The sequence below is a fragment of the Stenotrophomonas sp. YJH_SMC_27 genome (assembly GCF_059369815.1).
The window spans coordinates 125,111-151,670 of the sequence record NZ_JCAFTA010000005.1; the positions used below are offsets into that span (position 1 = coordinate 125,111).

General features: G+C 65.8%; 24 protein-coding genes. 15 read left to right on the forward strand and 9 right to left on the reverse strand.

Going from position 1 to position 26,560, the window contains the following annotated elements; genetic code table 11:
• Positions 1-256: 256 nt before the first annotated feature.
• Both AC5P7R_RS09845 and AC5P7R_RS09850 read right to left on the reverse strand, forming a co-directional pair.
• Positions 257-3,064, reverse strand: a complete 2,808-nt coding sequence (locus AC5P7R_RS09845) for a TonB-dependent receptor domain-containing protein (RefSeq protein WP_111102208.1) — start codon at positions 3,062-3,064, stop codon at positions 257-259.
• A gap of 353 nt (positions 3,065-3,417) precedes the next feature.
• A complete protein-coding gene (locus tag AC5P7R_RS09850; RefSeq protein WP_019660618.1) occupies positions 3,418-6,213 on the reverse strand; it encodes a TonB-dependent receptor domain-containing protein in 2,796 nt (931 codons plus the stop codon).
• Positions 6,214-6,426: 213 nt separating this feature from the next.
• Here AC5P7R_RS09850 and apbC point away from each other — a divergent pair, with 213 nt between their 5' ends.
• Both apbC and dcd read left to right on the forward strand, forming a co-directional pair.
• A complete protein-coding gene (apbC, locus tag AC5P7R_RS09855) occupies positions 6,427-7,281 on the forward strand; it encodes an iron-sulfur cluster carrier protein ApbC (RefSeq protein WP_031270225.1) in 855 nt (284 codons plus the stop codon).
• A 75-nt stretch (positions 7,282-7,356) separates the two neighbouring features.
• A complete protein-coding gene (dcd, locus tag AC5P7R_RS09860) occupies positions 7,357-7,929 on the forward strand; it encodes a dCTP deaminase (RefSeq protein ID WP_005410499.1) in 573 nt (190 codons plus the stop codon).
• A gap of 95 nt (positions 7,930-8,024) precedes the next feature.
• Here the strand turns inward: dcd and AC5P7R_RS09865 are convergent, their stop codons facing one another.
• The 3 genes from AC5P7R_RS09865 to AC5P7R_RS09875 are packed head-to-tail and all read right to left on the reverse strand — an operon-like array spanning position 8,025 to position 9,298.
• On the reverse strand, positions 8,025-8,192 hold the full coding sequence (locus AC5P7R_RS09865) for a LiaI-LiaF-like domain-containing protein (protein ID WP_005410498.1): 168 nt from the start codon (positions 8,190-8,192) through the stop codon (positions 8,025-8,027).
• A 15-nt stretch (positions 8,193-8,207) separates the two neighbouring features.
• The gene (locus AC5P7R_RS09870; protein ID WP_019660615.1) at positions 8,208-8,630 is read right to left on the reverse strand and encodes an HIT domain-containing protein; all 423 of its coding nucleotides are present in this window, start codon (positions 8,628-8,630) and stop codon (positions 8,208-8,210) included.
• The gene (locus AC5P7R_RS09875; protein ID WP_021203402.1) at positions 8,627-9,298 is read right to left on the reverse strand and encodes a dienelactone hydrolase family protein; all 672 of its coding nucleotides are present in this window, start codon (positions 9,296-9,298) and stop codon (positions 8,627-8,629) included. The genes AC5P7R_RS09870 and AC5P7R_RS09875 overlap by 4 nt, the downstream gene beginning before the upstream one ends.
• 228 nt (positions 9,299-9,526) lie before the next feature.
• Between AC5P7R_RS09875 and AC5P7R_RS09880 the strand changes: the two genes are divergently transcribed.
• The 3 genes from AC5P7R_RS09880 (at position 9,527) to AC5P7R_RS09890 (ending at position 12,239) form a co-directional block, all read left to right on the forward strand.
• Positions 9,527-9,829: a hypothetical protein gene (locus AC5P7R_RS09880; RefSeq protein WP_021203403.1), complete on the forward strand. Its 303-nt coding sequence runs from the start codon at positions 9,527-9,529 to the stop codon at positions 9,827-9,829.
• A 218-nt stretch (positions 9,830-10,047) separates the two neighbouring features.
• Positions 10,048-11,409 carry a 30S ribosomal protein S12 methylthiotransferase RimO gene (gene rimO / locus AC5P7R_RS09885; protein WP_227854020.1) on the forward strand — a complete coding sequence of 454 codons (1,362 nt, stop codon included), beginning with the start codon at positions 10,048-10,050 and terminating at the stop codon, positions 11,407-11,409.
• Entirely contained in the window at positions 11,409-12,239 is an 831-nt protein-coding gene (locus AC5P7R_RS09890; protein WP_111098605.1) for a DUF3025 domain-containing protein, read from the forward strand. Before rimO ends, AC5P7R_RS09890 begins: the two co-directional genes overlap by 1 nt.
• 157 nt (positions 12,240-12,396) lie before the next feature.
• Here AC5P7R_RS09890 and greB read toward each other — a convergent pair whose 3' ends face one another.
• Entirely contained in the window at positions 12,397-12,903 is a 507-nt protein-coding gene (greB, locus tag AC5P7R_RS09895) for a transcription elongation factor GreB (RefSeq protein WP_111098598.1), read from the reverse strand.
• 93 nt (positions 12,904-12,996) lie between these two features.
• Positions 12,997-14,502, reverse strand: coding sequence for a helicase HerA-like domain-containing protein (locus AC5P7R_RS09900; RefSeq protein WP_019660610.1), 1,506 nt, complete (start codon positions 14,500-14,502; stop codon positions 12,997-12,999).
• A gap of 122 nt (positions 14,503-14,624) precedes the next feature.
• On the opposite strand from AC5P7R_RS09900, the gene AC5P7R_RS09905 reads away from it, so the two are divergent.
• Positions 14,625-16,229: a transglycosylase SLT domain-containing protein gene (locus tag AC5P7R_RS09905; protein ID WP_021203406.1), complete on the forward strand. Its 1,605-nt coding sequence runs from the start codon at positions 14,625-14,627 to the stop codon at positions 16,227-16,229.
• Between the two features lie 24 nt (positions 16,230-16,253).
• Positions 16,254-16,601: a ribonuclease E inhibitor RraB gene (locus AC5P7R_RS09910; RefSeq protein WP_021203407.1), complete on the forward strand. Its 348-nt coding sequence runs from the start codon at positions 16,254-16,256 to the stop codon at positions 16,599-16,601.
• Between the two features lie 107 nt (positions 16,602-16,708).
• On the opposite strand, the gene asd is transcribed toward AC5P7R_RS09910, so the two are convergent.
• Positions 16,709-17,551: an archaetidylserine decarboxylase gene (asd, locus tag AC5P7R_RS09915; protein WP_021203408.1), complete on the reverse strand. Its 843-nt coding sequence runs from the start codon at positions 17,549-17,551 to the stop codon at positions 16,709-16,711.
• The gene (locus AC5P7R_RS09920) at positions 17,548-18,198 is read right to left on the reverse strand and encodes an SCO family protein (RefSeq protein ID WP_021203409.1); all 651 of its coding nucleotides are present in this window, start codon (positions 18,196-18,198) and stop codon (positions 17,548-17,550) included. Before AC5P7R_RS09920 ends, asd begins: the two co-directional genes overlap by 4 nt.
• 122 nt (positions 18,199-18,320) lie before the next feature.
• Here AC5P7R_RS09920 and prmB point away from each other — a divergent pair, with 122 nt between their 5' ends.
• The 8 genes from prmB (at position 18,321) to AC5P7R_RS09960 (ending at position 26,535) form a co-directional block, all read left to right on the forward strand.
• Positions 18,321-19,250 carry a 50S ribosomal protein L3 N(5)-glutamine methyltransferase gene (prmB, locus tag AC5P7R_RS09925; RefSeq protein WP_021203410.1) on the forward strand — a complete coding sequence of 310 codons (930 nt, stop codon included), beginning with the start codon at positions 18,321-18,323 and terminating at the stop codon, positions 19,248-19,250.
• Positions 19,247-20,350 carry a chorismate synthase gene (gene aroC, locus AC5P7R_RS09930; protein WP_019660604.1) on the forward strand — a complete coding sequence of 368 codons (1,104 nt, stop codon included), beginning with the start codon at positions 19,247-19,249 and terminating at the stop codon, positions 20,348-20,350. Before prmB ends, aroC begins: the two co-directional genes overlap by 4 nt.
• Complete coding sequence (locus AC5P7R_RS09935; RefSeq protein ID WP_494539959.1) at positions 20,343-21,380, forward strand: 2-hydroxyacid dehydrogenase; 1,038 nt, start codon at positions 20,343-20,345, stop codon at positions 21,378-21,380. The genes aroC and AC5P7R_RS09935 overlap by 8 nt, the downstream gene beginning before the upstream one ends.
• Before the next feature lie 90 nt (positions 21,381-21,470).
• Complete coding sequence (locus tag AC5P7R_RS09940) at positions 21,471-22,499, forward strand: aspartate-semialdehyde dehydrogenase (protein WP_065179163.1); 1,029 nt, start codon at positions 21,471-21,473, stop codon at positions 22,497-22,499.
• Between the two features lie 130 nt (positions 22,500-22,629).
• Complete coding sequence (locus AC5P7R_RS09945; RefSeq protein WP_494539958.1) at positions 22,630-24,690, forward strand: FimV/HubP family polar landmark protein; 2,061 nt, start codon at positions 22,630-22,632, stop codon at positions 24,688-24,690.
• A gap of 26 nt (positions 24,691-24,716) precedes the next feature.
• Entirely contained in the window at positions 24,717-25,079 is a 363-nt protein-coding gene (locus AC5P7R_RS09950) for a VOC family protein (protein WP_494539957.1), read from the forward strand.
• A 32-nt stretch (positions 25,080-25,111) separates the two neighbouring features.
• Entirely contained in the window at positions 25,112-25,882 is a 771-nt protein-coding gene (gene truA / locus AC5P7R_RS09955) for a tRNA pseudouridine(38-40) synthase TruA (protein ID WP_134734797.1), read from the forward strand.
• Positions 25,879-26,535 carry a phosphoribosylanthranilate isomerase gene (locus AC5P7R_RS09960; protein ID WP_019660598.1) on the forward strand — a complete coding sequence of 219 codons (657 nt, stop codon included), beginning with the start codon at positions 25,879-25,881 and terminating at the stop codon, positions 26,533-26,535. Before truA ends, AC5P7R_RS09960 begins: the two co-directional genes overlap by 4 nt.
• The last annotated feature ends 25 nt before the right edge of the window (positions 26,536-26,560 follow it).

Consider the following 26,560-nt stretch of genomic DNA (forward strand, 5'->3'; position numbering starts at 1 on the left):
CACAACAACAGGCTGGCTTTCTCTGAAAAAGTTCTTTTAAATCAAAAGCTAAGGCTGCTTGTTTGGGAATGTTTCAAAATGTTGCGCTGCGGAACGGTGTTGTTCACTTTTACATTCAATATATAAATCAATAGCTTACGTAACGGCCGGCATGCTAATGAAATATTAACAAATGGTGTGGATGTGGATTCGTGCAACATTTGTTAAAAAAAGGCCCCGCCGAAGCGGGGCCGTTGGTCCAACAGACGTGTGCTGCTTACTTCCCGCCGAACTCGTACCTGGCCTGCACGTAGACGGCGCGGCCGTAAGGGTTGTAGATGCTGCTGTTATAGGGAGCGCCGACGTTGCCGGCGTAACTGTGTGCCTGACCGTCGGGCATCTTGTTGAACACGTTGTTGACCATCATCGACAGCGTCAGGTTGTCCATCGCCTGATAGTTCACGCTCAGGTTGTAGGTGGTGTATGAGCCCCACTTGCCGGCCTGGTAGCCGGACGGATGCACGTAGTCGTAGCCCTTGCCCAGGTACGCCATGCGGTTTGGCGTCTTGCCGATGTAGTTGAAGTACAACGTGGTAGTCCACTTGTCCTTCGCCCAGCCCACCGCACCGTCGGCACGCACCTTGGCGTACTGGTCATAGTTCCACATCGCGTACGGGTCGCGCAGCAGGTCCAGATACTCATCGCCCGGTTGCGGCTGCAGCTCGCGCTTGATCATGTTGGTGTAGTTGCTGGAGAACTGCAGCGCGCCGAAGCGGCCGATGTCCTGCACGTACTTGAAGCTGGCCGTTACCGCCTGCAGGTTCTGGCTGGCGATGTTCATCTTGGGCGTGTAGATCTGTTCCAGCTTGCCGGCGCCATCGCGGGTGATCCAGTCGTTTACGTTCTGGCAACTGGCCGAGGTGTTGTTGGTCTGGCCATTACGGCAGTAGTACTCGGCCAGCAGCAACTGGTCGGAGCTGAGCGTATTGACCTCGTTCTTGATCTTCCAGTTGTAGTAGTCCACCGACACCGACAGGTTGTTGATCGGCGCCCACACGATGCCGGCATTCCAGACGTCGGCGGTGATCGCTTCCAGCTCCGGGTTGCCTGACTGCTCGCCGAACACCGATTCATTGGCATAGGGACAACCCACCGTGTCGCTGGGGTTGAAGCCGAGCTGTCCACAGCGGAAGTAGTCGATCGAACCATTGGCGTAGTACCCACTGCGCCCCTGGAACGCGTCGGACAGGCTGGGCGCGCGGAAGGCGGTGCCGTACTTGCCACGGAACAGCAGGCTTTCGATCGGGCGGAACTCGATACCGATGCTGTAGGTCGATTTGTCGACGGTCTTTTCGGCGATCCTGAACGCGTCGTAACGTCCGGAGGCGGTCACGGTCAGCGACTCCAGCAGCGGCATGCGCAGCTCGCTGGTCACCGCGTAGTTGCTGCGATGGCCGGCACCGGCCACCGAGGTTGTGCCCCACACGCTACCGTCCAGCAGGCGCTGGTCAGGGGTGTACGACCAGCCTTCGCTGCCGGCTTCGGCCACCACGGCCAGTCCGGCATCACCACCAGGCAGCTTGAACAGCGAACCGTTGGTGATCTGCGCGCGGCCCAGGTTCTGCCAGGTGCGGCTCTTGTTGTAGGTGAAGCCGGTGAAGGTCTGGAAATCACCGGCCGGCAGCGGCGAATAGAACGCGCTCCAATTGGGGCTGTAGATGTTGTAGCCGTCGTCGGTGATGCCCAGTACCGGGCCCAGCACGCGGTCTTCGAAGTAGCTGTCGATCTCGTTCGCCCAGCGCGCAAAGCTGCGCTCGGTCAGCTTGTACTCACCTCGGCTGAAGCTGGCGCTGTAATCCCAGTTGCCGAAGTTGCCACGCCCTCCCAACGTGACCTGGTAGGCCTTGTTGCGATCAGTGCTCATGGTGTCACGGTAGCCGGCGGGACCGATGTCCTCCGGCGCGAACGCGCGCTGCAGGTTCATGTATTCGCCGCTGGCCTGGTCGACGAACGCACCGAAGCCGACATCACTGCCCCAGAACGCGTAGCCCGAACCGGCGTTGTACTGGACCTCCTCCAGGCTGTACAGCGCATCGGCGAACAGCTGGAAGTTGTCGTTGACATCAAAGGACATCGACGAATAGATCTGGCTGCTTTCCTTGCCGTTCTTCAGCGTCTTGTAGCCAGCGCTGAAGGGCGAGCCGCAAGATTCACCGACCGCGCGCGTGCCCAGTACGGTGGTGCCGCCGAACTGGCTGGCCACGTTGGCACAGCGGCTTGGATCCATCATCACGTAGGCGTTCTGCTGGTCCGGCAGGTAGACCAGGAAGTCGTTGGTCGGAACCTGTGGCGTGTAGCCACGGGTGTTGTTCTGCTTGGTCAGGTCGCGCTGGTAACCCCAGATCGGACTGCTCTTCTCGTACTGCACGTTGACCAGCGCATGGAAACGGTCATCGAAGGCGTTGAAGCCATGCGCGCCACTGACTCGGAAATCGTTGCCGCCACCCTCGGTGTAGGCGCCGCCACGCACGTTCAGTACGCCGCCGTCCATGTGGTCCTTGAGGATGATGTTGACCACGCCGGCGATCGCGTCCGAGCCGTACAGCGACGATTGGCCGCCCGGCAGAATCTCGATGCGCTCGACGATGTCGATCGGGATGCCGCTGAGATTGTTGAAGGTGTCGCTGCCGTTGTAGAGAGCGGGGTAGGACAGCATCGGCCGCCCGTTGATCAGGTACTTGGTGTAGCTCGGGCTGAGGCCGAACATGCCTGAGGCTTCGGCGCCCTGGGTGAACGAAGCTGAGGTCTGGCCGCCCTGCAGCCCGCCAGTGGTCAGCGAATTCTGCTGCAGTACTTCGGCCACGCTGGTGAAGCCGCGGGTCTGGATGTCCTCGGCGGTAACAGTCAGGACCGGCGTGTGGTTCTCGATCTGTGTCTGCGGGATCAGTGAGCCGGTGACGGTTACGCGTCCGAGATCGGTGGGCGTGTTTTCCTGGGCGAGCGCGATCGCGCTGCTGCCGGCCAGGATCAGGCCGCTGAGGACGGCGCGGGTGAGTGGGTGACGCGGGAAGCCATTACGAGACATGCGGTACTCCGTGTGGTCGTGAGAAACGCGTTTTCCCTTTCCTGGGAACTCATGGATGGTTCAGCAGCCTTCAAAACCAGAATGGCGGCGTTTTTCGAACGTAACACACGCTTAACCTGATTTGCGCGACTTTGTAATGTGTTGAGCTGGGGCTGACCTTGAATAATATTTTTCTTTTACAAAACAATTGGTTGCATTAATCAGTGGACTTTGCCGAATCTGGCGGAATGAATGATGAGTAAATAAATGCTGGCTGGCGGCGGAAGTCGCTGTTCCGCGCTGAATATCGATCCAAAAAAAAGGCCCCGCCGAAGCGGGGCCTGGTCCGGAATCAAACCCGGAAAACGACGGGATTACTTGCCGAAGTCGTACTTGGCCTGCACGTACACGGTGCGACCGTAGACGTTGTACAGGTAGTTGTTGAACGGCGTGCCGGAGGTGCCCTGGTAGCTGTGGGCCTGCTGTTCGGGCATCTTGTTGAACACGTTGTTGACCATCAGCGACAGGGTCAGGTCATCCTGCGCACGGTAGTTCACGCTCAGGTTGTAGGTGGTGTACGAACCCCACTTGCCTGCCTTGTAGCCCGATGCGGCGTGGGTGTACTCGTAGCCGTTCAGGCCTGCCAGGTAGTTCGGGGTGTGGCCGATGTAGTTCGCGTACAGCGTGGTGGTCCACTTGTCCAGCGACCAGGCCACCGACGCGTCGGAACGGACCTTGGCGTAGCTGTCGTAGTTCCACATCGACTTCGGGTTGCCCAGCAGGTCCTGGAAGTCCTCACCCGGCTGCGCCTGCACTTCACGCTTCAGCATGTTGGTGTAGTTGCCCGAGAACTGCAGCGAACCGAAGCGGCCGATGTCCTGCAGGTACTTGAAGCCGACGGTCACGGCCTGCAGGTTCTGCCGGGCCACGTTCATCTTCGGGGTGTACAGCGAGCTCAGGTTGCCGGCCGAATCGCGCACGACCCAGTCGGCCACGTTCTGGCAGGTGGCCGAGGAGCCATTCGGCAGGCCGTTGCGGCAGTAGTACTCGGCCAGCAGCAGCTGGTCGGTGCTGGCCGTATCGACTTCGTTCTCGATCTTCCAGTTGTAGTAGTCGGCCGAGATCGACAGGTTTGCCATCGGTGCCCAGACGATACCCGCGTTCCAGACGTCGGCGGTGATCGGCTCCAGGTCCGGGTTGCCGGCACGCTCGGAATAGACCGAGACGCTGTCGGCGTAGCGGCAGGCGTCGGTGTTGCCCGGGGTGTAGCCCAGCTCGCCGCAACGGTAGTAGTCGGTCGAGTTGGCAGCATAGTAGCCGCTGCGACCCTGGAAGGCGTCGGGCAGGGTCGGCGCGCGGAAGGCGGTGCCGTACTTGCCGCGGAACAGCAGGCTTTCGATCGGACGGAACTCCACGCCCACGCTGTAGGTGGCCTTGTCGACGGTGTTGTCGGCGATCTTGAAGGCGTCATAGCGACCGGAAGCGGTCACCGTCAGCGACTCCAGCAGCGGCATGCGCAGTTCGCTGGTCACCGCATAGTTGCTGCGATGGCCGTTGCCGGCAACAGCCGACGAGCCCCACACGTCGCCGTCCAGCAGGCGCTGGTCGGGGCTGTAGTCCCAGCCTTCGCTGCCGCCTTCGACGACCACGGCCAGGCCCGCATCGCCACCCGGCAGCGAGAACAGCGAACCGTTGGTGACCTGCGCGCGAGCCAGGTTCTGCCAGGTGCGGCTGTGGTTGGTGGTGTAACCGGTGAAGCCAGCGAAATCTTCCGGCGAGATCGGCGAGTAGAACGCGCCCCAGTTGGTGTTGTAGATGCCGAAGCCATCCTTGGTGCCCAGCTGCGGGCCGAGCACCTTGTCGGCGAAGTAGCTGTTGATGGCATTGCCGAAGCGCTGGAACTTGCTTTCATCCAGGCGATATTCGCCGCGGGTGAAGCTCAGGCTGTAGTCCCAGTTGCCCACTGCGCCCTTGCCGCCCAGGGTGACCTGATAGGCACGGCTCTTGTCGTTGTTCAGGATGCTCTTGTAGCCTTCGCCGCCGATGTCTTCCGGAGCGAAGGCGCGCTGCAGGTTGACCAGCTTGCCTGACGCCTGGTCGTAGAAGCCGCCCATGGTGCTCTTGGTGCCCCACCACAGGTAGTTCGAGCCCGAGGTGTACTCGGTCTTTTCCTTGCTGTACAGCACGTCGGCGAACAGCTGGAAGTTGTCGTTCACGTCGAAGGTCATCGACGAATAGAACTGGCCGCTGTCCTTGCCGTTCTTCAGGGTCTTGTAACCGGCGCCGAACACCGAGCCGCAGGACTGGCCGGTCGGGCGGTTGGCCAGCACGGTGGTGCCGCCGAACTGGCCGGCGACATTGGCGCAGTTGCCCGGGTCCATCATGTACAGCGCATTGGTCTTGGCGTCGATGACGGCGAAGTCGTTCGACGGCAGCTGTGCGGTATAGCCGTGGGTGTTGTTCTGCTTGGTCAGGTCACGCTGGTAGCCCCAGATCGGGTTGCTGCTTTCGATCTGCACGTTGACCAGCGCATTGAAGCGGTCGTCCAGCGCCGAGAAGCCGTGCGCGCCACTGATGCGGAAGCTGCTGCCACCGCCTTCGGTGGAGGTGCCGCCACGCACGGACAGGCTGCCGCCTTCCATGTGGTCCTTCAGGATGATGTTGACCACGCCGGCGATCGCGTCCGAACCGTACAGGGAGGACTGGCCGCCCGGCAGGACTTCGATGCGCTCGACGATGTCGATCGGAATGCCGCTGATGTTGTTGAACGCGTCGCCGCCGTTGTACAGCGCCGGGTAGGACATCATCGGGCGGCCGTTGATCAGGTACTTGGTGTACCCCGGATTCAGGCCGAACATGCCAGCGGCTTCAGCGCCTTGGGTGAACGAGGCGGAGGTCTGGCCACCCTGGATGCCGCCGGTGGTCAGCGAAGACTGCTGCAGCACTTCGGCGACGCTGTTGAAGCCGCGCGACTGGATGGCTTCAGCGCTGATGGTCATGACCGGGGTCTGGGTCTCAACCTGGGTCTGCGGGATCAGCGAACCGGTGACGGTGATCTTGTCCAGGTTGGTGGCCTTGTCCTGGGCCATTGCCGGCGAGGCGGCGACCAGGGCGGAAATCAAGGCGACGGCGAGGGTGTTGCGACGTGCGGAATTGCGAAGGTCTTTCATGTAGTTCCGTTCAAAGAGCAAATACAAATACGGCACTGCGCATGCGCCATCGTGCGTGCAATGAAACAGCGACGCAGCCCAAAACCAGTGCTTAGCGAACGTAACATGAACTTAACAACCTGTGCACGAATCTGTAGCAATCCTGAATTTCAGTCAGCTTGTGTCCAGCTTGTATGATGTTGGGTTATTCCCCCTGACCCGCCGGTGCTCGTTGTGAACAGTTCTCCCCGCCGTCCCCATGCAAGCCAGGTCCAGAAGGGACTCACGCCGCATGCCCGCATCCGCAACGTGATCGCGGTTGGTTCGGGCAAGGGCGGCGTCGGCAAGTCGACCACCGCAGTCAATCTGGCCGTGGCGCTGCAGCAGCTTGGCGCACGCGTGGGCGTGCTTGACGCGGACATCTATGGGCCGAGCGTACCGGCCATGCTGGGCCTGTCCGGTCGTCCGGAAAGCCCTGACAACAAGAGCATCGAGCCGCTGCGCGCGTTCGGCGTGGACACCATGTCGATCGGCTACCTGATCGAAGAGGATACGCCGATGATCTGGCGTGGGCCGATGGCCACCTCGGCGATGACCCAGCTGTTCAATGACACGCTGTGGGATGACCTGGATTTCCTGCTGATCGACCTGCCGCCGGGCACCGGTGACATCCAGCTGACCCTGACCCAGAAGATTCCGCTGGCCGGTGCGGTGATCGTTACCACGCCGCAGGACATCGCCACGCTGGATGCGAAGAAGGCGCTGAAGATGTTCGAGAAGGTGGAGGTGCCGGTGCTGGGCATCGTCGAGAATATGGCGGTACATACCTGCAGCAGCTGCGGGCATGTCGAGCACCTGTTCGGCGAGGGCGGCGGCGAGCGCATGGCCGCGCAGTATGGTGTGCCGTTGCTGGGTTCGCTGCCGCTGCAGATCGGCATCCGCGAGCAGGGGGATGCTGGCACTCCGATCACCGTGGCGCAGCCCGATTCGGTGCCAGCCCAGGCCTACCGCCATGCCGCCCAGCGCCTGATCGAGGAAGTGGGCAAGCGCCCGCGTGCCTCCATTCCGATTCTCTCTTCGCTGCTGTAGGTGCCAGGGCAGGGCCGCCGGCGACGCCCGGCCCCCTGCTAGAATCCACGCGCCCCCTCGTACCCAGGACAAAGCATGAGCATCAAGAGTGACCGTTGGATCCGCCGCATGTCCGAGCAGCACGGCATGATCGAGCCGTTCGAGGCCGGGCAGGTCAAGCAGGCCAATGGCGAGCGCATCGTCAGCTACGGCACCTCCAGCTACGGGTACGACGTCCGTTGCTCGCGCGAGTTCAAGGTGTTCACCAACATCAACTCGACGATTGTCGATCCCAAGCATTTCGATTCGGGCAGCTTCGTCGACATCACGGCCGATGAGTGCATCATCCCGCCGAACAGCTTCGCCCTGGCGCGTACCGTGGAGTACTTCCGCATCCCGCGCGACACCCTGGTGGTGTGCCTGGGCAAGAGCACCTACGCGCGCTGCGGCATCATCGTCAACGTGACCCCGTTGGAACCGGAGTGGGAAGGCCACGTCACCCTGGAATTCAGCAACACCACGCCGCTGCCGGCCCGCATCTATGCCAACGAAGGCGTGGCGCAGATGCTGTTCTTCCAGGCCGCGGCCGATGACATCTGCGAGACGTCGTACCGCGATCGTGGCGGCAAGTACCAGGGCCAGACCGGCGTGACCCTGCCGCGGACCTGATCGCCCGCGTCATTGCATGACGAAAGCGCCGGGCCGTGCCCGGCGTTTTCGCATGGTCCACGCGGTGCGTTCGCCGGGCACGACCCGGCGCTACGTCATTTGCCGCGACCGAACAGCATCGCAATGCCCACGCCCACCAGTGCCACCGGCCACCAGGTCAGCAGCAGCTTGGACAGGTTCAGGTGCGTCCAGCCGAGGTTGCTGGCGAGCATGAACAGGCCGATCAGGATCAGCAGGATGGCGGCAACGAGGTTGAATCGCATCGGGTCGGGCAAGGCTCAGGAACGGGCTGGATATCCTAGCCGTTCCTTCCAGTAGGCGACATGCTGGTCCAGCGCCGCAGGCTCGTAGCGGTGCGCCGGGCCGCTACCCCAGACCGGGCCGGGCCAGGCCGGATCGCCGTCATGGCGGCCGATCACATGGAAGTGCAGCTGGCGCACGATGTTGCCCAGCGCGCCGATATTGATCTTCTCCACGCCGTCGTGGCCCTTCAGGGCCTTGCAGGCGCGGTTGAGCTCGGTGCGCAGCTTGTCCTGCTGCTCGCCGTCCAGCTCGATCCACTCGGTCACCCCGGCCAGGCGTGGTACCAGCACCAGCCAGGGGAATCGTTCGTCGTTCATCAGCCGCACTTGCGACAACGGTCCTTCCGCCACCAGCACGCTATCGGTGGCCAGGCGTGAATCGAGTTCGAATTCGCTCATCCAAGATGCTCCGAGAAGAAGTCCAGGGTGCGTTGCAGCGCCAGGGCGGCGCTGTCTGGATCATACGCATGTCCGACCTCGCGGTTGAAGGCGTGGTCGGCCGGATAGACGAAAGTGGCCATCTGCGGCAGCTTGTCGCGGTGGGCCTGGACGGCCTCCGGCGGGATGCTCCTGTCCTGGGTGCCGAAGTGGAAGATCACCGGCGCCTTGGGTGTCTCATCGAGGAACTGGACGTTGCGTGCGCCGTAGTAGCTGACCGACGGCAGCCCGAGCCGCAGCGCCGACAGCATCGCCACCGTGCCGCCCCAGCAGTAGCCGACGGTGCCGACCTTGCCGTAGGGGGCCAGCCGGGTGGCCGCCGCGCGGACCACTTCCAGCGCCTTCTCCATGCCCAGCGCGCTGACCCTTTCCAGGCCCTGCTTCACGCCGTCGGCGTCGTAGGGCAGGGCATCCGGGTCGGCATCGGGTCCATCGACCAGGTCGAAGAACGAAGGAGCCAGCACCGCATAGCCCTCGGCGGCGAAGCGCTCGGCCACGCCGCGGATGTGCGGGTTGGCGCCAAAAATCTCCTGCACCACCACCAGCCCGCCTCGCGCGGTGCCCTCGGGGAGTGCCTGCCAGGCCCGTACCGCGCCGTGGTGCGTATCCAGGGTGATCCATTCGTTCATCGCGGCTGACTCGCTTTGGAAACTGAAACCCGATTATCCGGTGCGCGTCAGTGCACGTCATGTCGGCAGTTGGGCCGGATCGGTGATCTCCAGCTGCCTGGCGTCTCCAGCCATCTGCGGGCAGGGTTGGAAACCATGGCCTAGGGTGGTTAGATGGCGGGGCACCACTGCGCTTGATCGTAGTTGGCGCCGCACGTGCGTTTTTTCGTCAAATTAACGGAGTGATTGATGAAGAGCATGATCGTGATGGCAGTAATGGGCATTTCATTGCTTGCGGTGATGGGGCCTGCCAAGGCTGCGGACCCTTATCCGAGGTGCACCGCGTGCTCCAGGGGCTGGGCCGAGTGTGTAGCAAACAACGGTGCTGATCACCCGATCTGTCAGCACAAGCAACTCGTATGCGATCAGATCTGCGCATGGGAGATCCCGGTAGTGGGCATCCCATCTGCCTTGGACGCGGGCGGGCGCGAGGCTCCGACAGGCAGGCTGGAGCTTGCTGTGGCGATGGCCAAGCGATTGTCCAGCTCCTGAGGTACAAGGGGCCGAACGACGGCCCCTTCCTCGGGGCGCGTCTCAGGGCGCGGGACGACAGCGGCGAGCCATCAGGCCAGCCCGGTATCCTCACTGGGGCGGCTGGCCGTTCAGAGCGCCGCCGCCAACCCCGGTATACTGGCGCCCTTTCAGGCCCCGGCCCCCAGGACCCCCTGCCATGCCGGCAGGGGCCCAGGCCCCCAGAGTCCCGCGATTCCATGTCCCAGCTGAACCCCAAAGTCGGCTTCGTCAGCCTTGGCTGCCCGAAGGCCCTTGTCGATTCCGAGCGCATCCTCACCCAGCTCCGCTCGGAAGGCTACGACATCGTCCCGTCCTACGATTCGGCCGACGTGGTGGTGGTCAACACCTGTGGCTTCATCGATTCTGCGGTGACCGAGTCGCTGGACGCGATCGGCGAGGCGATGAACCAGAACGGCAAGGTCATCGTCACCGGCTGCCTGGGCAAGCGCCCGGAGCAGATCCGCGAGGCCTACCCGAACGTGCTGGCGGTGTCCGGCCCGCAGGACTACCAGAGCGTGATGGAAGCGGTGCATGAAGCACTGCCGCCCAAGCACGATCCGTTCGTGGACCTGGTGCCCGACTACGGTATCAAGCTGACCCCGCGGCACTACGCGTACCTGAAGATTTCCGAGGGCTGCAACCACAAATGCAGCTTCTGCATCATTCCGTCGATGCGCGGCAAGCTGGTTTCGCGCCCGGTCGACGAGGTGCTGCGTGAAGCCGAGCGCCTGGTGCGTGGCGGCGTGCGCGAGCTGCTGGTGGTTTCGCAGGACACCTCGGCCTACGGCGTGGACGTGAAGTACGCCGAAAAGATGTGGCGCGACAAGGCCTACCAGACCCGTTTGAAGGCGCTGTGCGAAGGCCTGTCGGAGCTGGATGCGTGGGTGCGCATGCACTACGTCTACCCGTATCCGCACGTGGACGAGGTGGTGCCGCTGATGGCCGAGAACCGCATCCTGCCGTACCTGGACATCCCGTTCCAGCATGCCAGCCCGCGCATCCTGCGCCTGATGAAGCGCCCCGGCGCAGTCGAAAAGACCCTGGAGCGCGTGCAGAACTGGCGCCGCATCGCGCCGGACATCACCGTGCGTTCCACCTTCATCGTCGGCTTCCCGGGCGAGACAGAGGCCGAGTTCGAAGAGCTGCTGTCGTTCCTGGACGAAGCGCAGCTGGATCGCGTGGGCGCGTTCGCCTATTCGCCGGTAGAGGGCGCCACCGCCAATGACCTGCCCGACGCTGTGCCGGAAGAAGTAAAGCAGGAACGCCTGGCCCGTTTCATGGAGAAGCAGGCGCAGATTTCCGCCGCGCGCCTGGAAGCCAAGATCGGGACCGTGCAGCAGTGCCTGGTCGATGCCATCGAAGGCGATATCGCCGTGGCCCGCTCCAGGGCCGATGCGCCGGAGATCGACGGCCTGGTGCATATCCAGAACGCCGATCAGGTGCCGCTGCGGGTGGGCGAGTTCGTCGACGTGGAAATCACCGAGAGCGACGAGCACGACCTGTACGGCGATGCGCTGCCGGCCAATGCCCGCCCGGCGTTCAACCTCAAGGTACTGTGATCGCAACGGCCGCCGCCGGTGACGGCAGCGGTGTCCGGCGCTTCGTGCCGCCGCCGCGTGCGGCGGTCGATCCGCAGGTGTTCGCGCATCCGTTGTTTGCCGGATTGCAGGATTTCCGGGATCTGCTGCTCGGCCCTCGCTGGCCGTCCATCGCTGCACTTGATGCGCGCCTGGCATTGCCCGGGAAGCGCCTGGTTGAACAGGACGCCGCGCTGCTGGCCGATGGCCTGCACTACGAAGCCCGCATCGCGCAGGGGCGCATCGCCACCCGCGCAGACAACTGGCACGACCTGTTCAATGCGCTGGTCTGGGCCTCATGCCCACAGCTGAAGCATGCGCTCAATGTGCAGCAGTGCGGGCATATCGAGGCCATGCCGCCTGGCCAGCGCAACCGCGCGCAGGCCGCGTTGACCCAGTTCGACGAAACCGGTGTGATCGTGCGCGTGCGCGATGACTCACTGCGGGCTGCCTGGGATGCACACGACTGGCCCGCGTTGTTTGACCCGGTGAACTGGCAGAGCGATGACATCGCCATCACCGCGGTATTCGGGCATGCGCTGATGGAACAGGCACTGCTGCCGGGGCGATTGCTGGTGGGCAAGTGCGTGGTGGTGCACAGCGATGCCGATGCGGCCTGCGTTGACGCGGTGGCCGTGGCCATCGCCGAGGGCAGGGCGGTGACCGATCCCTTGCAGCTGCGTCCGCTGCCGTTGGCTGGAATCCCGGGGTGGCACGAGGGACAGGATGCCGCCTTCTATCGCAATGCCGACTACTTCCGCCCGCTGCGTGCCGGCCGCGCATACCCGCCGCCATTGCACGGGGCCATGTAGAGTCGACTGTCAGTCGACTGCTCTTCGTTCCGAGGCCGTGAGCGCCTGACAGATGGCTTTGGCGAGTCACCAACCGCGATGAAGATCGCGGTGCGTTTGCCGTCCCGCTGTGGAGGTTTGTGCCGCGCTTCGCGCGGTAGTCGACTGACAGGCGACTCTACACCGTCTCGTATTCCACGCCGATCACCGCAAAGGTGAACCGCCCGCCGGGCAGCTCCACCGAAAACTCGTCATCCAGCCGCTTCTTCAGCAGCGCACGCGCCAGCGGCGAGTCGATGCTGATCCAGCCCTGGCCTGCGTCGGTCTCGTCCGGGCCGACAATGCGGTAGCGGCTGGTGTCGCCACTGTCCACGTTCTCCAGCTCCACCCACGCGCCGAAGAACACCGCCAGCGGATCGGTTGGCGTAGTGTCGACCACGCGCAGTGATTCCAGCCGCTTGGTCAGGTAGCGCACGCGGCGGTCGATCTCGCCCAGCTGCTTCTTGCGGTAGGTGTACTCGGCATTTTCCGAACGGTCGCCTTCTGCGGCGGCTGCGGCCAGTGCTTTCACCACTTCGGGCCGCCGTACCCGCCACAGGTCATCCAGTTCGGCCTTCAGCCGAGCGTGGCCGGAGGCGGTGATCAGGGCGGTGCTCTTTTCTGCAGGGGGACGCCAGCGCGACATGCAATACGACTTCTTTTCCGGAGGACGAGCGGAGGGGGGGGGCAGACTCCGCTTCCGCGGGAAGGGCTCTGACCCCAGCAGCGGCGGATCAGATCAGCGCTTGCCACCGAAGATGCCGCCCAGCAGGCCGCGCACGATCTGGTTGCCCAGCTTGGTGCCGACCGTGCGCGTGGTCTGCTTGGCCATGGTCTCGATCATGCCCTGGCGGCGCTTGGTGCCGAAAATCGCATCCTTGATCGCCTGGCCGAAACCGCCTTCCTGCGCATCGTCCTGTTCGCGGCTGCGCGCGGCTGGCGCCTGCGCCTGCTCGACGCTCTTCTGTGCGCGCTGGGCCAGCAGTTCGGCAGCCGATTCGCGGTTGATCGCGGTGTCGTAGCGACTGCCGACCGGGCTGCCGGCACGCACCTGGGCGCGCTCGGCTTCGGTGATCGGCCCCATCCGGCAGCGTGGCGGCGCGATCATCGTCTGCTGCACCGGCATCGGCACGCCCTTGTCCTGCAGCGTGGAAACCAAGGCCTCACCGGTGCCGAGCTGGCTCAGTACCTTGGCCACGTCCAGCTTCGGGTTCGGCACGAACGTCTCGGCCGCGGTCTTCACCGCTTTCTGGTCGCGCGGGGTGAACGCCCGCAGCGCGTGCTGCACGCGGTTGCCGAGCTGGCCGAGGATGTTGCCCGGCACGTCGTCGGGGAACTGCGAGCAGAAGTACACGCCCACGCCCTTGGAGCGGATCAGGCGCACCACCTGCTCGATGCGCTGCACCAGCGACGGCGGTGCGTCGTCGAACAGCAGGTGGGCCTCGTCGAAGATGAAGACCAGCTTCGGCTTGTCCAGGTCGCCCACCTCCGGCAGTTGTTCGAACAGCTCCGACAGCAGCCACAGCAGGAAGGTGGAATAGAGCTTGGGCTTGAGCACGAGCTGGTCGGCGGCAAGGATGCCGATCATGCCGCGGCCGTCGTGATTGACCCGCATGATGTCGGCCAGTTCCAGGGCCGGCTCACCGAAGAAGTTCTCGCCGCCATCCTGCGCCAGGCGCAGCACCGACCGCTGGATCGCAGCGATGGACTGCGCGCTGACCAGGCCGTACTCGGTGGAGATGTCCTTGCGCTCCTCGGCCACCAGGCCAAGCAGGGCGCGCAGGTCGTCCATGTCCAGCAGCAGCAGGCCACGGTCGTCGGCCAGCTTGAACACGATGTCGAGCACGCCGGACTGGGTGTCGTTCAACTCGAGGATGCGCGCCAGCAGGGTCGGGCCCATCTCGCTGACCGTGGTGCGCACCGGATGCCCGAGCTTGCCGTACAGGTCCCAGAAAATGGTCGGGCTGGCGGCCGGTGCGTAGTCGGCCACGCCGATCTCGGCGGCGCGCTTGAGCAGGTTCTCCGCGCCGGTGCCCGGCACGGCCAGGCCGGACACGTCGCCCTTCACGTCGGCGAGGAATACGGGTACGCCCAGTCGCGAAAAGCCTTCGGCCAGGGTCATCAGGGTCACGGTCTTGCCGGTGCCGGTGGCGCCGGCCACCAGGCCGTGGCGGTTGCCGAGTTTCGGCAGCAGGGTGACGGCCACATCGTCGGTGATGCCTTTGCCGAGCAGAATCGGATCCATGGTCCAGCCCTTGTGGTGAATAGCCCAATGTTAACCGCCGGCAGTGGCAGTCCGAAGGTCGGCTTGCCCCGACCTTGGCGGCGCCGCTACTCTGCCTGCCTGTTTCGCACACAGTGCCATCAATGCCCGTTTCTGTCCTGATTTCCCGCGGTTGGCCGCTGCTGGCCCTGGCCGGCCTGGTTTCCCTGGCGCCCGACGCCCATGCGCAGCGGGTCTCGGCCCGGGACAAGGCGAAGGTGGATGCGCTGCAGCAGCGCATGACCGTCGCCGAGAAGCGCTACAGCGATGCGCTGCTGCTGGTCGCCAATGCCGACCCCAAGGGCAGCAACGAGGCCGACGCCGCGCTGGAGGACATGGAAGACGTTCTCAACGACTGCGTGAAGCAGAAGGGCTGCCAGATGGGCACGCTGCTGGCCAGCTACAAGCGCCTGCTCAAGCACGACGCCGATGCGGCGGGCAGCGATGAGGTGGCCGACGAGGGCGGTGACCGGCTGGAAGCCGACCCCGACCATATCGGCCCGCTTACCGCCGACGTGCCGGAGGCGGCCCGCGCCGCTGCGCTGCTCAACGACAAGCGGCACGCCTTCGACAGCATGGTCGAATACAACCCGGCCGTGCAGGCGGGCATCCGCCGCTGGCTGACCGACATGCGCCCGGCGCTGCTGACCAGCTACGAGAACTACCAGAACCTGCGTGCGGTGATGTGGCCGGAGTGGGAAAAGCGCGGCCTGCCCGAGGCGCTGCTGTTCGGCATCATGGCCAAGGAGTCCAACGGCCGCGTGCATGCCTCCTCGCGCGCCGGCGCCGCCGGCCTGATGCAGTTCATGCCGGCTACCGGCCGCCGCTTCGGCCTTGGCCCGGATGGCACCGGCTTCGACACCCGCTTTGACGCGCGCAGCGCCGCCGAGGCCAGCGCCAGCTATCTCAACGAGCGCCTGCGCGAACTGAACAACAACGTGGAAATGTCGGTGGCCGCCTACAACGGTGGTGAAGGCCGTGCCGCGCGCGTGTTCAAGCAGAGTGCGGGCCAGAGCTTCTGGACCGACAGTGTCTACAACCAGTTCCCCGGCGAGACCAAGGACTATGTGCCGATGGTGATCGCGGCGGCCTGGATCTTCCTGCACCCGCAGCAGTACGGCGTGGAATTCCCGAAGATCAGCGCGCAGCCGGCCACGCTGCGCCTGGCCAAGTCCACCACCATCTACGAACTGACCATCTGCCTGGGCAGCCACGGCACCCGCGATGGCTACATGCGCGCGCTGCGCAACCTCAACCCGCGCTATGAAGCCGACGGCTGGATTCCGGCCGGCACGCTGATCAACGCTACCACCCGCATCGCCGGCCTGTACCAGCGCAACTGCGTCAGCGGCCCGCGTGCCGACCTGGCCCGTACCCTGATCACCGCCGACCTGAACGCGGCGATCAAGCGCCCGGCCGCCGCCGGCTACACCGGCAGCGTGGCCGTGGGCGGCGTGGTGCCGGTGGCCGACGCCGCAGCCTCCACCAGCGTGCCGACCACCCCGGTCGCTCCGGTGGCCGCGCCGCGCCCGGCCGCACGGCCAAAGCCGCCGCGCAGCCACAAGGTGGGCCGGGGTGAAACCCTGGGCGCCATTGCCGCGAAGTTCCAGTGCGATGTGCCGACCCTGGCCCGCGCCAACGGCCTGAAGGCCCCGGCCTACAGCCTGCGCCAGGGCCAGACGCTGAAGCTGCAGGGCTGCGACAAGTAATTCCCACGACCGCTGGAATCTGCAATGGACCTCGAAGACACCCGCAACCTGTTCGCCAACCTCCGCGAAAACACCGACTGGGACATCAAGGGCCCGTTGCTGTGGGGGTACTTCTTCGTGCACTCCACCGCTGAGCCGCTGCAGGCGCTGGCAGAGCACCTGCAGGCGGAGGGCTATACCTTCGTGGAATTGTTCGAGCAGGAGCCGGAAGAGGGCGACGCGCCGTTCCACGTGCTGCATGTAGAGCGCGTGGAGATCCACGACGAAGCCTCGCTGGACCGCCGCAACCAGGAATTCGCAGCGCTGGCCGCAGAGAATGGCGTGGAAGACTACGACGGCATGGACGTCGGTCCGGCCCCGGTCCTGCAGTAACGCGCTTCTGGCTGTAGAGCCGAGCCCATGCTCGGCTTCCTTTGCCCACAGAAATGCATGGCCGGTTGCAGCCAGTAGCCGAGCATGGGCTCGGCTCTACATGTACCTCAGCGCAGCTTCGCCAGCGCCTGGCCCAGCTGCACCGGGCTTTCAGCGGCCAGCTGCGGGGCGAACTCAGCCACGCCCGGCGGCAGCAGCACGATCACGGTCGAACCGTAGTTGAAGCGCGCCATCTCGGCGAAGCGCTCCAGCCTGATGCCCTGGCCGCGGTAGTCCTTGCGCGTGATGCGGTCGCCATAATGCGGAATTTCCTCGCCGCTCCACACGGTTTCGACGCCCGATACCAGCAACGCACCCACCATCACGCTGACCATCGGGCCGAAGCTGGTGTCGAAGTGGCAGACCAGGCGCTCGTTGCGGGCGAACAGGCGCGGCACGCCGTTCACTGCGGCCGGGCCGACGCTGAACAGGCGGCCCGGCACGTGCACGGTCTCGCGCAGGGTGCCGGTCCACGGCATGTGCACGCGGTGGTAGTCGCGCGGCGACAGGTACACGGTCGCGTACAGGCCGTCGTTGTACGGTTTGGCGTCCTCGTCACTGCCCAGCAGTTCGGCGGCGGTGAACGATTGGCCCTTGGCCTGGAAGATGCGGCCGGCCTCGATCCTGCCGAGCTGGCTGATGCGGCCGTCGGCCGGCATCACCAGGCTGCGCGGATCGGCGTCGGCCACGCGCGCGCCCGGCTTCAGCGCGCGGGTGAAGAACTGGTTGAAGGTCGCATAGCTGCGCGGGTCCGGGTTGGCCGCTTCGTCCAGGTTCACGTTGAACTTGCGGGTGACCGTGTCGATCAGCCAGCGCGACACGCGCGGATCGTCCGAGTACGCCAGCGAACGCGCCATCGAAGACAGCAGGCGGTGGGGCAGGGCGTACGTCAGGGCGGTGGTGAGGCTCATGGGGCGGTTTTCTCGGTCAGCTTCTGCAGGTCGCGGGCGATCGCCGGCGCGTTGAACGGGGGGCGTACCAGGCCGGCAAGGCGGCCCTGCGGGTCGAGCACGGCCAGGCTGGCCGAATGCTCGACGGTGTAATCCTCGGGGTTCTCGTCGAAGTGCTTGCCCGGCACCTTCTGGAACACGAAACCGAGCGAGGTGGCGAAGCGCTCCAGCGACGGGATATCGGCGGTGGCGGCCAGGGTGTCCTTGTGGAAGCCGTGCGCGTATTCGCCGAGCCGGGTGGCGCTGTCACGATCCGGGTCGACCGAGATGAACAGCACGCGCGGGCGCAGGCTGTCGGGCAGGGCCTCCCACTGGTTCTGCGCGCCAGCCAGCTCGGCCAGGGTGGTCGGGCAGACGTCCGGGCAGAAGGTGAAGCCCAGGAACACCAGCGTCCAGTGGCCCTTCAGCTCGCCCGGTATCAGGCGGGTGCCGTCGGACTGGGCCAGATTGAAGTCGGGCAGTTCGCGCGGCTGCGGGTACAGCGTGATCGCTTCGGTGGCCGGGGCATTGGCCGGCGGCTTCGGCGCAAACACCTGCTGGGCGGCCAGCAGGCCCAGGCCCGCCGCCAGGGCGATCAGCAGGATGATGCCGGCATTGCGATTGAACATGGGTGCCCCCGCGCGAAGTGGGCTCCATCATACCGGGTGAGGCCGGATCGTTTCCGCCGCAACGGATGCTGCCGCGGGCGCCAGCCCCTATAATCGGGGCCCACTTTGCCCGCAGTACCGCCATGACCGCTGAAACGGCCGCCGAACTCCACACGATCATCGATCTGATCCGCTACGGCACCAGCCGTTTCAACGAAGCCGGGCTGACCTTCGGTCACAGCTACGACAATGCGCTGGACGAGGCCACCCAGCTGGTGCTGCACAGCCTGCACCTGCCGCACGATCTGGGCCCGGCCTATGGCCAGGCGCGCCTGCTGCAGGCCGAAAAGCTGCGCGTGCTGGAACTGTTCCAGCGTCGCATCGATGAACGCATCCCGGCCGCCTACCTGACCGGTGAGGCCTGGTTCGCCGGCCTGAGCTTCAAGAGCGACAAGCGCGCGCTGGTGCCGCGTTCGCCGATCGCCGAACTGATCGAATGCGGCTTCGAGCCGTGGCTGGCCGGCCGCGATGTCAGCCGTGCGCTGGACCTGTGCACCGGTTCGGGTTGCATCGCCATCGCCATGGGCCACTACTACCCGAACTGGGAAGTGGATGGCGTCGACCTCAGTGACGAAGCACTGTCGCTGGCCGAGGAAAACAAGGAACGCCTGCAGGCGCACAACGTCACCCTGATCAAGTCGGACCTGTTCAACGGCCTGACCGGCCGCCACTACGACCTGATCGTCACCAACCCCCCGTACGTCACCAACGACGAGACCGACGCCCTGCCGCAGGAATACTCCTACGAGCCGGAGATGGGCCTGCGTGCCGGCGACGACGGCCTGGACCTGGTGCTGAAGATCCTGCGTGACGCGCCGCTGCACCTGAGCGAGGACGGCCTGCTGATCTGCGAAGTGGGCGAATCCGAGCAGCACCTGATCAAGCTGCTGCCGGAAGTCGATTTTTCCTGGATCGAGTTCAAGGTCGGCCAGATGGGTATCTTCGCGGTCGAATGCCGCGAGCTGATCGCCCACAGCGCACGCATCACCGAACTGGCGGCGCAGCGCCCGTGAGCTCCAATTCGTTCGGCAAGCTGTTCACCGTCACCACGTTCGGCGAGTCGCACGGGCCGGCCATCGGCTGCGTGATCGATGGCTGCCCTCCGGGGCTGGCACTGGACGCGGCCGAATTCGCCCACGACCTGCAGCGCCGTGCCACCGGCAAGAGCCGGCACACTTCCGCGCGGCGCGAGGCCGACGAGGTCGAGATCCTCTCTGGCGTGTACGAGGGCCTGACCACCGGCACCCCGATCGCGCTGCTGATCCGCAACACCGACCAGCGCAGCAAGGACTACGCCAACATCGGCCAGCAGTTCCGGCCGGGCCATGCCGACTACAGCTACTGGCACAAGTACGGCATCCGTGACCCGCGCGGTGGCGGCCGTTCCTCGGCGCGCGAAACCACCATGCGCGTAGCCGCCGGGGTGGTCGCCAAGAAGTGGCTGGCCGAGCGCTTCGGCGTGACCGTGCGCGGCTACCTGTCGCAGCTGGGCGACATCACCCCGGCCGGTTTCGACTGGTCGGCGGTGGAAGACAACCCGTTCTTCTGGCCGCACGCCGCACAGGTGCCCGAACTGGAGGCGTACATGGACGCGCTGCGCAAGTCCGGAGATTCGGTCGGTGCGCGCGTGGACGTGGTCGCCGACAACGTGCCGCCGGGCTGGGGTGAGCCGATCTACGGCAAACTCGACGGTGAACTGGCTGCCGCGCTGATGAGCATCAACGCGGTGAAGGGCGTGGAGATCGGCGACGGTTTCGCCAGCGCCGCGCAGAAGGGCACCGAACACCGCGACCTGCTGACCCCGCAGGGCTTCGCCAGCAATCACGCGGGTGGCATCCTCGGTGGCATTTCCACCGGCCAGCCGGTGGTCGCCTCGATCGCGTTGAAGCCGACCTCCAGCCTGCGCCTGCCGGGCCCGTCGCTGGATACGTCCGGCAACGTGGTCGAGGTGGTCACCACCGGCCGCCACGACCCCTGCGTCGGCATCCGCGCCACCCCGATCGCCGAGGCGATGGTAGCGATGGTGCTGATGGACCAGGCGCTGCGCCACCGCGCGCAGTGCGGCGATGTCGGCACGGTCACCCCGCGCATTCCCGGGCAGATCGATGGCTGACACGCGGCCGATCGTGTGGGTGAGCCAGCCGCTGATCGACGCGGCCATCGCGCCGCTGCGCGATCGCGTGCAGCTGCGCAGCACCGACACCGTCACCGCCTGGGCGCCGGACCAGATCGCCGAACAACTGGCCAGCGCCGACGGCGCGATCATCACGCTCAACGAGCGCATCGGCGCGGCCCAGGTGGCCGGCGCCGCGCAGCTGCAGGTGATCGCCAATGTCGGGGTGGGCTACAACAACCTGGATGTGGACGCGCTCAGCGCGACCGGCATCCTGGCCAGCAACACGCCGGACGTCCTGACCGAAACCACCGCCGATCTCGGTTTCGCCCTGCTGATGGCCACCGCGCGCCGCATTACCGAGTCCGAGCGCTGGCTGCGCGAAGGGCAGTGGCAGCAGTGGTCGTTCCAGACCATGCTCGGTGCCGATATCCACGGCAGCACGTTGGGCATCCTTGGCATGGGCCGCATCGGCCAGGGCATCGCCCGTCGCGGCGCGCACGGTTTCGGCATGAAGGTGCTGTACCACAACCGTTCGCAGCTGCCGGCGGCGACCGAGGCGGAATTGGGCGCGACCTATGTGGATCTGGATACGCTGCTGGCACAGTCCGACCACCTGCTGCTGGTGCTGCCGTACACACCGGCTTCGCATCATCTGATCGATGCCGCCGCACTGGCGAAGATGAAGCCGTCGGCGACGCTGGTGAATATCGCCCGCGGTGGCCTGGTCGATGAGATCGCGCTGGCCGACGCGCTGGCCAACGGTCGCCTGGCTGCGGCGGGCCTGGATGTGTACGAAGGCGAGCCAACGGTACGCCCGGAACTGCTGGCGCTGCGCAACGTCGTGCTCACTCCGCATATCGGCAGCGCCTCGCTGGCCACGCGCACGGCGATGGTACAGCTGGCCGTGGATAACCTGGTTGCTGGGCTCGGCCTGGACGGCGGCCCGTCGCGCATGCCGAGCGCGATCAACGCTGATGCGGCGATGGCCGCGCGCGTGACGCTGGGCAAAAAAACCGGGAAACGATAGGGAACCTCCGCGCGCCCCGCTTGAGGAGGTTCCCCGAACCCAGCTGTCGTGCGTGTTTTTCCCCATTCCCGTTTTCGTGAGAGTTCCTCCATGAGCAATGCACAGCGCAGTTTCCACGTCGCCGTCGTCGGTGCCACCGGCGCCGTCGGCGAGACCATGTTGTCGATCCTGGCCGAGCGTGATTTCCCGGTCGGCAGCCTGAGCGTTCTCGCCTCCGAGCGTTCGGCCGGCGGCGAGATCGAGTTCAATGGCCAGAAGGTCAAGGTCCAGGACCTGGCCACCTTCGATCCCACCGGCGTCGAGATCGCCCTGTTCTCGGCCGGTGGCAGCGTGTCCAAGGAATACGCACCGAAGTTCGCCGCAGCAGGCGCGGTGGTGATCGACAACTCCTCGGCCTTCCGTTACGACGATGACGTGCCGCTGGTGGTGTCCGAGGTCAACCCGGAACAGGTCGCCAACCGTCCGCGCGGCATCATCGCCAACCCGAACTGCTCGACCATGCAGATGCTGGTGGCGCTGGCACCGCTGCACCGCAAGTACGGCATCGAGCGCATCAATGTGTCCACCTACCAGTCGGTGTCCGGCGGCGGCCGCTCGGCGATGGAGGAACTGGGCAAGCAGACCGGCCAGCTGCTCAGCTTCCAGGAGATCGATCCGCAGCGTTTCCCGGTGCAGATCGCCTTCAACCTGATCCCGCACATCGATGACTTCCAGGACAACGGCTTCACCAAGGAAGAAATGAAGCTGATCTGGGAGACCCGCAAGATCCTCGGCGATGACAGCATCCTGGTGAACCCGACCGCGGTGCGCGTGCCGGTGTTCTACGGCCACTCCGAGTCGGTGGCGATCGAGACCCGAGACAAGGTCACGGTCGCCGAAGCGCGCGCGCTGCTGGAGCAGTCGCCGGGCATCGAAGTGGTGGATCGCCACGAGGCCGGTGGTTACCCGACCCCGGTCACCCACGCCTCAGGCACCGACGCGGTGTACGTCGGCCGCATCCGCGAGGACCTCTCGCACCCGCGTGGCCTGAACCTGTGGATCGTGTCGGACAACGTGCGCAAGGGCGCAGCCCTGAATGCCGTACAGCTGGCCGAGCTGGTTGCCGCCGAGCAGCGTTGATGGAGAGGCCGGGCAATGCCCGGCCTTTTCTGTAGAGCCGAGCCTACGCTCGGCTCAGGCCATGCAGCCGAGCATGGGCTCGGCTCTACATGGGTGCGGACCTTGGTCCGCACGCTTTATAGTGTCGCCCATGAATAAACGGGCCAGGGGCGCAAAGCGCCCGCTCACCTATCTGTCCGCAGCGCTGCTCGCCTTGGCCAGCAGTTCGGCGCTCGCCCTGGGGTTGGGCGACATCCGCGTCCTGTCCAGGCCGGGCCAGCCCCTGCTGGCAGAAATCCCGGTCGTTTCGGCCGATCCGTCCGAGCTGGAAAACCTGCGGGTGGCCTTGGCCTCGCCGGTCACTTTCGAGCGTGTCGGCCTGCAGCGGCCGACCGGACTGGTCAGCGAACTGCAGTTCGAGCTGACCCGCGACACGCAGGGCAGAGCGGTGGTGCGGGTGACCTCGCAGGCACCGGTGGAGACGCCGTCGCTGAGCTTCCTGATCGAAGCCGACTGGGGCCAGGGCCGCCTGGTGCGCGAGTACTCGGCGCTGGTCGATGCGCCGCCCAGTGCGCTGGCCGTGGCCGAGCCGGAAATCGTCGCGCCGGCAGGCACGCTCTCCAATACGATCGTGCGCGAATCTGCACCGGCTTTGGCAACGGTGCCAGCCGCAGAGGCGCCCGCTGCGCCGCCATCTGCGGTGGCGCCTGCAGCGGCACGCCCGCGTGCGGCCTCCGCGCCGGTCGCTGCACCGGCGGCCGATGGCAGCGTCACCGTACAGCGCGGTCAGACCCTGTCGCAGATCGCCAGGGTGGTGGCGCGTGGCAACCAGGTCAGTCGCGACCGCGCGATGATCGCCCTGCTGCGTGCCAATCCCGAAGCCTTCATCCGTGGCAACGTCAACCTGCTCAAGCAGGGCGCGGTGCTGCGCATGCCGGGCAGCGATGCGCTTGCGGCGGTCGACGCCGCCGAAGCGGCGACGCTGGTGCGCGAGCACGCCGCGCAATGGCGTCAGGCGCGTACCGTGCCGCAACCGGCGGGCATGCTCGCACCAGTTGCCAGGGCGGCAGCCACGAACGCTTCTTCCCCGGCTGCGGCCAACGGGCCACGGCTTGAGATCGCTCCGGCGCTGGCGTCAGACGCCGCGCACGCGGGCACAACCACCGGCACAGCTGCCGGCAGCGAGGGCGACATGCTGGGCAACGAACAACTGCGCCAGGCGCGTGAGGACATCGCCACCCGTGATGCCGAGATCGGCGAGCTGAAGCAGCGCGTGGCCGACCTGGAGAAACTCAGGGAACAGCAGCAGTCGCTGATCGCGATGAAGGACAACGACCTGGCCGCTGCGCAGCAGCGCCTGGCGCAGGCGCCGGGTGCTCGTGATGCGGCGACACCGTGGTACTGGCTGGGGCTGCCGGTACTGCTGCTGGTGGCGGGGGCGGCCTGGCTGCTGCGTCGCCGCAAGCCGTCGCCGTTGCCTCCGCTGCGTGAGGAAGACGATGCCGCCGGCCTGGCCGCAGCGGTGCCGGCAGGTGCCGCGCTGGATGCGCTGGCCGAGCAGTCCTCGTGGTCGTCGCCTGATGCCGGCAACGGCCGCCAGGAACCGGCGATGCCTGCGTGGGCGACCGGAACCGAAGTGCACGACGTGGTGGTCGCCGAACCCACCGCTGAGCACGCGGTGCGGGCCGACCAGGAGGCCGACACGCTGCGCGACCAGGACGCGGTGGCATTGCCCGAAGCGGTGACCGATCTGCCGCGCTGGGACGATCCCGCAACCACCGGCGACGAGGTGGTCCCGGCCGAGCCGCTGCAGGACGATCGCGTTGTACCGCAGGTGCCGGCCGAAGTGGTGGTGCCCGACTACGCACTGCATGCCGAACGGCAGCCGCAGTTCCGCGGTGTGTTCGATCTGCCGGCCGACGCGCATGAGAACCCGTCTCCGGCGGATGCCGCAGGTCCCGAAGCCATCGACGGCATCGACCGTGTCAGCACCGAGGCTGCTCATTCCGACGACACCGCGTCGAGCGCACCCGCGCCTGCCGATGACGCGGGCTGGTCGCCACGTGCCGGCCAGGAGCGCCTGGAACTGGCCATTGCCTACCTCGATCTGGGTGACGCGCAGACGGCGCGCACCTTGTTGCTGGAAGTGGCCGAGGGCGGTGACCTGCACAGCCAGACGCAGGCCCGCGAACTGCTTGCCCGCCTGCCGTGACCGAACCCGCCGACAAGGACCCTGCCATGAGCCGCGAGCGCCGTATCGACTACGTTGAATTCGCCTCCAGCGACCCGGCCGCCAGCCGTGCCTTTTTCGAAACGGCTTTCGGCTGGTCATTCGTCGACTACGGCAGCGACTACACGGCTTTCGACGATGGCCGCCTGCAGGGCGGCTTCTTCCGTGGCCAGCCGCAGCGGGCCGACGACAGCGGTGCACCGCTGCTGGTGCTGTATGCCGACGATCTGGCTCCGGTCGAGGCCGCCGTGCACGACGCCGGCGGCCAGATCGTACGCCCGGTGTTTTCCTTCCCCGGTGGCAGCCGCTTCCAGTTCGTCGAGCCCGGTGGCAACGAACTGGCGGTCTGGTCCGAACGCGATCCGGCCTGAGCGCCGCCCCACCCGCAACATCGAGGTAGCACATGCGTTATGCGCTTGGCGTCGAGTACGACGGCAGCGATTTCAGGGGCTGGCAGAACCTGGGCGAGGGTGGTCCCAGCGTGCAGGCCAGCCTCGAGCAGGCCTTGTCATCGGTGGCGGATGCGCCGCTGCAGGTGGTCTGCGCCGGCCGCACCGATGCCGGTGTGCACGGCCAGTGCCAGGTCGTGCATTTCGACACTGACGTGGTGCGTGACCCGCGCGCCTGGATGCTCGGCACCACCACCCGCCTGCCGCGTTCGATCGCGGTGCGCTGGTGCGTGCCGGTGACCGATGATTTTCATGCGCGCTTCTCGGCACGTGCGCGCCGCTACCGCTATCGGCTGCTCAACCGCGAGGTGCGGCCCGCGCTGGACCGGCAGACCCTGAGCTGGGAGCGCCGCGCGCTGGACGAGACCCTGATGCACGCCGCCGGCCAGGCCCTGCTCGGCGAGAACGATTTCAGCGCGTTCCGTTCGGTGCAGTGCCAGGCGCTGCATGCCCGGCGTGAGCTGCAGTCATTGCAGGTCAGCCGCCAGGGCGAAGTGATCGAAGTCGCAGTGCGTGGCAATGCATTTCTTCATCACATGGTCCGCAATATCGTCGGATCGTTGATCCTGGTGGGCAGCGGCGAAAAACCGGTGGAATGGATCGCCGAACTGCTGGCTGGGCGCGACCGCACCGTAGCTGGTCCCACCGCACCGCCGCAGGGCCTGGTGTTCCTTGGGCCCCTGTACCCCGACAACTGGCATCTGCCCGCCGAGGTCACGCTATGAGCCGTTCCTACTACCGTACACGCATCAAGTTCTGTGGAATGACCCGCGCCGGCGATGTCCGTCTGGCCGGTGAGCTGGGCGTGGACGCAGTGGGTTTCATCTTTGCCCGCGAGAGCAGCCGCCGGGTCGCGCCTGCCGAGGCGCGCGCGATGCGCCAGGCAATCGCGCCGATGGTCGACGTGGTTGCGCTGTTCCGCAACAACAGCAAGGAAGAAGTGCGCGAGGTGCTGCGCACGGTACGACCGACGCTGCTGCAGTTCCATGGCGAGGAGGACGAGAGCTTCTGCCGCAGCTTCAACATGCCGTACCTGAAGGCGATTGCCATGGGGGGGCGCGAAGAGGTCAATGCCCGCACCCTGCAACTGCGTTATCCCAGCGCTGCCGGCTTCCTGTTCGACAGCCACGCGCCGGGTGGTGGTGGCGGCACCGGCGTGGCGTTCGACTGGGGCCGCGTCCCGACCGGATTGCATCGGCCGTTCCTGCTGGCCGGTGGCCTGAACCCGGAAAACGTCTACGACGCCGTGCTGGCGACGCTGCCGTGGGGCGTGGACGTCTCCAGCGGTATCGAACTGGAGCCGGGCATCAAGGACGGTTACAAGATGCGCACCTTCGTCGAGGAAGTGCGGCGCGCCGATTGCACCGTCCTGGAGTGATCCGCGTCACCTGAGGGGCGCCGGG

Bases quoted from the DNA above. Each gene is read 5' to 3' on its own strand.
- AC5P7R_RS09845 (WP_111102208.1), bottom strand. From the start codon at position 3,064: ATGTCTCGTAATGGCTTCCCGCGTCACCCACTCACCCGCGCCGTCCTC.
- AC5P7R_RS09850 (WP_019660618.1), bottom strand. From the start codon at position 6,213: ATGAAAGACCTTCGCAATTCCGCACGTCGCAACACCCTCGCCGTCGCC.
- dcd (WP_005410499.1), top strand. From the start codon at position 7,357: ATGAGCATCAAGAGTGACCGTTGGATCCGCCGCATGTCCGAGCAGCAC.
- AC5P7R_RS09865 (WP_005410498.1), bottom strand. From the start codon at position 8,192: ATGCGATTCAACCTCGTTGCCGCCATCCTGCTGATCCTGATCGGCCTG.
- AC5P7R_RS09870 (WP_019660615.1), bottom strand. From the start codon at position 8,630: ATGAGCGAATTCGAACTCGATTCACGCCTGGCCACCGATAGCGTGCTG.
- AC5P7R_RS09875 (WP_021203402.1), bottom strand. From the start codon at position 9,298: ATGAACGAATGGATCACCCTGGATACGCACCACGGCGCGGTACGGGCC.
- AC5P7R_RS09880 (WP_021203403.1), top strand. From the start codon at position 9,527: ATGAAGAGCATGATCGTGATGGCAGTAATGGGCATTTCATTGCTTGCG.
- rimO (WP_227854020.1), top strand. From the start codon at position 10,048: ATGTCCCAGCTGAACCCCAAAGTCGGCTTCGTCAGCCTTGGCTGCCCG.
- greB (WP_111098598.1), bottom strand. From the start codon at position 12,903: ATGTCGCGCTGGCGTCCCCCTGCAGAAAAGAGCACCGCCCTGATCACC.
- AC5P7R_RS09900 (WP_019660610.1), bottom strand. From the start codon at position 14,502: ATGGATCCGATTCTGCTCGGCAAAGGCATCACCGACGATGTGGCCGTC.
- AC5P7R_RS09905 (WP_021203406.1), top strand. From the start codon at position 14,625: ATGCCCGTTTCTGTCCTGATTTCCCGCGGTTGGCCGCTGCTGGCCCTG.
- AC5P7R_RS09910 (WP_021203407.1), top strand. From the start codon at position 16,254: ATGGACCTCGAAGACACCCGCAACCTGTTCGCCAACCTCCGCGAAAAC.
- asd (WP_021203408.1), bottom strand. From the start codon at position 17,551: ATGAGCCTCACCACCGCCCTGACGTACGCCCTGCCCCACCGCCTGCTG.
- AC5P7R_RS09920 (WP_021203409.1), bottom strand. From the start codon at position 18,198: ATGTTCAATCGCAATGCCGGCATCATCCTGCTGATCGCCCTGGCGGCG.
- prmB (WP_021203410.1), top strand. From the start codon at position 18,321: ATGACCGCTGAAACGGCCGCCGAACTCCACACGATCATCGATCTGATC.
- AC5P7R_RS09935 (WP_494539959.1), top strand. From the start codon at position 20,343: ATGGCTGACACGCGGCCGATCGTGTGGGTGAGCCAGCCGCTGATCGAC.
- AC5P7R_RS09940 (WP_065179163.1), top strand. From the start codon at position 21,471: ATGAGCAATGCACAGCGCAGTTTCCACGTCGCCGTCGTCGGTGCCACC.
- AC5P7R_RS09945 (WP_494539958.1), top strand. From the start codon at position 22,630: ATGAATAAACGGGCCAGGGGCGCAAAGCGCCCGCTCACCTATCTGTCC.
- AC5P7R_RS09950 (WP_494539957.1), top strand. From the start codon at position 24,717: ATGAGCCGCGAGCGCCGTATCGACTACGTTGAATTCGCCTCCAGCGAC.
- truA (WP_134734797.1), top strand. From the start codon at position 25,112: ATGCGTTATGCGCTTGGCGTCGAGTACGACGGCAGCGATTTCAGGGGC.
- AC5P7R_RS09960 (WP_019660598.1), top strand. From the start codon at position 25,879: ATGAGCCGTTCCTACTACCGTACACGCATCAAGTTCTGTGGAATGACC.